At 36.6% G+C, this 3247-nt stretch carries 9 protein-coding genes; all 9 read right to left on the bottom strand.

The genetic code is table 11. The annotated features are described in order from the left end of the window. Window positions 1-245 (bottom strand): hypothetical protein (locus tag ABDH28_05710; GenBank protein MEN2998514.1); only part of this gene is annotated, 245 nt, incomplete at its 3' end. After that, on the bottom strand, window positions 236-595 hold the full coding sequence (locus ABDH28_05705; protein MEN2998513.1) for a hypothetical protein: 360 nt from the start codon (window positions 593-595) through the stop codon (window positions 236-238). The genes ABDH28_05710 and ABDH28_05705, both read right to left, overlap by 10 nt. A gap of 19 nt (window positions 596-614) precedes the next feature. Further along, window positions 615-1067, bottom strand: coding sequence for a hypothetical protein (locus ABDH28_05700; protein MEN2998512.1), 453 nt, complete (start codon window positions 1065-1067; stop codon window positions 615-617). Next, the gene (locus tag ABDH28_05695) at window positions 1064-1375 is read right to left on the bottom strand and encodes a DUF4406 domain-containing protein (protein ID MEN2998511.1); all 312 of its coding nucleotides are present in this window, start codon (window positions 1373-1375) and stop codon (window positions 1064-1066) included. Before ABDH28_05695 ends, ABDH28_05700 begins: the two co-directional genes overlap by 4 nt. After that, complete coding sequence (locus ABDH28_05690; GenBank protein ID MEN2998510.1) at window positions 1372-1578, bottom strand: hypothetical protein; 207 nt, start codon at window positions 1576-1578, stop codon at window positions 1372-1374. Before ABDH28_05690 ends, ABDH28_05695 begins: the two co-directional genes overlap by 4 nt. A 96-nt stretch (window positions 1579-1674) precedes the next feature. Next, window positions 1675-2034: a hypothetical protein gene (locus tag ABDH28_05685; protein ID MEN2998509.1), complete on the bottom strand. Its 360-nt coding sequence runs from the start codon at window positions 2032-2034 to the stop codon at window positions 1675-1677. Beyond that, on the bottom strand, window positions 2031-2699 hold the full coding sequence (locus tag ABDH28_05680) for a hypothetical protein (protein MEN2998508.1): 669 nt from the start codon (window positions 2697-2699) through the stop codon (window positions 2031-2033). Before ABDH28_05680 ends, ABDH28_05685 begins: the two co-directional genes overlap by 4 nt. Beyond that, the gene (locus ABDH28_05675; GenBank protein MEN2998507.1) at window positions 2686-2910 is read right to left on the bottom strand and encodes a hypothetical protein; all 225 of its coding nucleotides are present in this window, start codon (window positions 2908-2910) and stop codon (window positions 2686-2688) included. The genes ABDH28_05680 and ABDH28_05675 overlap by 14 nt, the downstream gene beginning before the upstream one ends. Further along, entirely contained in the window at window positions 2907-3185 is a 279-nt protein-coding gene (locus tag ABDH28_05670) for a hypothetical protein (GenBank protein MEN2998506.1), read from the bottom strand. The genes ABDH28_05675 and ABDH28_05670 overlap by 4 nt, the downstream gene beginning before the upstream one ends. Between the last annotated feature and the right edge of the window lie 62 nt (window positions 3186-3247).

Raw genomic sequence — 3247 nt, 5'->3', positions numbered from 1 at the left:
TCTACTGTTGCAAACGCACTCCCGTATTCCAATAGCACTGTTTCTCCCTCAAGGGTAATATCAACATAGTTGCGTCTCGTCAGGTTTTGCTCTGTTGTGGAGAAATGCAGTGTAGTTTCTATGTTGTTGTCTATAGCAAGTCTAACAAGCATTCGTATTTCTTTTCTGTATTTCAGCAATTCCAAGACCAACTCTCTGAAATACGTCATTGACAATGGTTGATTTCTGCTCATTACTACTTCCATATCTCCACCCCTTGTCCTACAATAAAGAGTACATTACCTCTTTTCCCTTCTTCGGTTCTCCACCAGTCTACAGTTGCTATTATATCGCCGTTTTGAAGTATGCAGTAGTATTCCCGATATTTCCCCCAACCTCTAACAGAACCATCTTTCATCTTAACCACCCTAGGTTTTCCTTTCAGTACTACCAGAAACGTTCCTTCGTTCCTTTTTCTTTTCTCAACAACGAACAAGCTAATCAGTCTTCTTACAGCTATGTCTTTTATCAGCACTTTCTTTTTCCGTTCCAGAAACTGCTTGTACTTTAGCAGTTCCAGAACAATAAAATGTTCAAGGTTAAGTTTTGGCTTCATATGAACCTCCTTATAAAGACTAAAACTCAACCAAAATTCCTAAACCCACTCCCCAAGGATAGGTTGCCTTTGCTCCAACAAAAGTATTAATTCCGCCGATGCTGAAAAAATACCTGTAATACCCAACCTCAAGTTGCTGTCCTGATGTGGAAAAGTTGTAATTGTAGCTAAAAAGCAACTTGTTTTCTTTTATCTCACTTATCCTAATTTCTTCTTGCATAAGTACATTAGTTAAAATGTTTGTTATATCAACAAAACCAACTTGGTAGTTTGTTCCATTTTTCTCTTGGTAGTTTGTAAAGTAATGTCTTATTATGTTTGTATAGTATAGCCTTATCGCTTTAACCTGTGTGTTTGTAACAGTTTTGGGGGGATGAAACTCCTCTGATTGCCTAGAAAATAACAGCCAGAGGACAATCCCCCCTAGCATAAAACCTAAAAGAAATGAACAAACATATGCAGTAAGCTTCATAAAAAACGCCTTATTTCGTCAGGTTTAGAGAAAGCCTTAACAGGCTTTCCTTTTTCTAATGCATACAGCAGTTCTCGTATTGTTCCTCTGCTTTCTGCTTCACCGCAAACAGCAACCACATCACATCTGTCAATTAGTTCAAAGCACATCTGTAGTATTTCCTCCTCGCTTACATCTGCCTCAACAAACCACATAGGAGGTGTGTATATTACAGCAACCTTCTTTTTTAAAAACTCCTTAATATACTTCTTTGCTTCTTCTATGTTCTTTGGGTCTAACCTGAACTTGTGTATCATATATACTATCATTTCCAACCCTCCTTTAATGCTTCTTCTTTTTGTCTTCTTATTTCCTCAAACACTCTCATTCGTAATCTTTCGTCTTTATAAATCAAACCTGCTATCGTGTTTATCAGTTCAGATTGTTTAACATTCGCAATCTTACTCAACTTCGCAATAACCCTTTTGGTATCATCCAAAAGGTAAAAACTTGTAGTTTTCTTTTTGTCCATAAGACCTCCTTTAGCACTTTAATTATTAATAAGTTCTGTTTTAAAAGTCAAGTTTTGTTTAAATTCGTTGCTAAATCTTCGGTATGCCTTGTTAAATTACATTATTGTGTCTAGAAAATCTTCTAGTGTTACGGTTTTGCGGTTAGGTCTTTTTGCCGTTGGGAAAATAAAGGCATTTCTTCGTATCATTTCTGTTGTTATCCTATACACCCTCCAACCATTCATTGTTGCTAAATTGTACTTTATAACATCCTCTCTAAACCCTACAGGGCTGTTGTGTCTTCCATAAACAAAAGTCCCCCCTTCAACTTCAATAGCAATCTTCTTTTCAACAATAGCGTAGTCAAACCTGTACTTGTATTCTTCCAAAAACCTATGTTCTTTCTTAACAATGAGTCCCTTCTTGTTTGCTATACTAAATAGGACATTCTCAAACTGGAGTAATAGGATGTTCATAGGGACCTGTCTCTGACAAACTTGACGAAATCGCCATCAAGTCCAAGTCTGATCAGAGTGTTGATGTAAGACCTGTCCATTTTGTCATACTTCCTTCTTACCTCTACCTTCCTGTCTTTCTCAAACCTTTCAAGCATTTCTATGAAGATATCATCTTTGCTTGAATAGAGTAAGTTATTGCTTCTTATGTAATCGTCTAAGGCTAGTGATATCGCCTTTCTTCTACTTGCCAGTTCTTCCGTGCTTGTTGTTCTTCCTATAGCGTTCTGCAGAATTATTTCTTCTATTCTTACAATTCTTTTAACAAGCTCCTTTATCGCTTCTATCAAACCTGTAATCTGTGTTGTTATGTTAGATACAGTGCTTATCAGTGTCTCTGTCTCAATCTTTCTCATTTCTATGAGATTTTTTGAGACAATCTGTTGTATTGCCTCCTGCTCTATTTCTATCTCGTTCCCATTCTTGAGTTGTATCCTTAACTTATTGTCAACAACACGAATGCTCGCTATTGTAGTGATAAACGGTAGCATCTGCTGTATCTCTTGCACAGTATATAGATTCTTGGGTTCTATCTTCGCTTTTTTGAGTATCCGATATACTGTTGCCCTAGATACCCCGAAAATCTCTTGGATGTTTTCCAAAGAAAACATATTAGTTATCTTCATTAGTCACCTCCTTATCCAGACTAAAACTGCCTATTTGTATCTTTCTCAAACTTGCTAAATCTATTGCTCCTTCCACAAGTGTGTAAAAAGCGCAATTAACAAGAAGACCAATTATTGTGTGTAAGCCATCTATTTTCCCTAGAAAGGATAACACAACAATAGCAACAAAGTTAGATACAAAAGCAATAAATTTCCTGCTTACAAACTTCATTTCACTCCCCACTTCGCCATAAAGGATATCATAAACAAAACAAAACCAGTTAAAAAGGATGTTATTGCTCCTATTATCACATAAAAGTTCTGAAACACTCTTTTTTTACCTTCTTCTTCTATCTTATCCACCCTCTCTTTCAGTGTTTCGTGCTTTACAAGAAGTTCCGCCACCTTCTTGTCTATGTTTAGCATCGTTTCCTTAACAACCTGCAGATTATATGATACTTCCCTTATATATTCCTTCCATCCGTTTCCTTTGCTTTTATTATCCATACTTCGCTACCCCTCTGTAACTTGCTCTCTTAAGCCATCCTTCCAAAAACACTTTGTTCTTT

The organism is Brevinematia bacterium, assembly GCA_039630355.1.
Classification (GTDB): domain Bacteria; phylum Spirochaetota; class Brevinematia; order DTOW01; family DTOW01; genus SKYB106.
The sequence above is the reverse complement of the archived record's forward strand: the minus strand, read 5'-3'. Positions and strand labels throughout refer to the sequence as shown.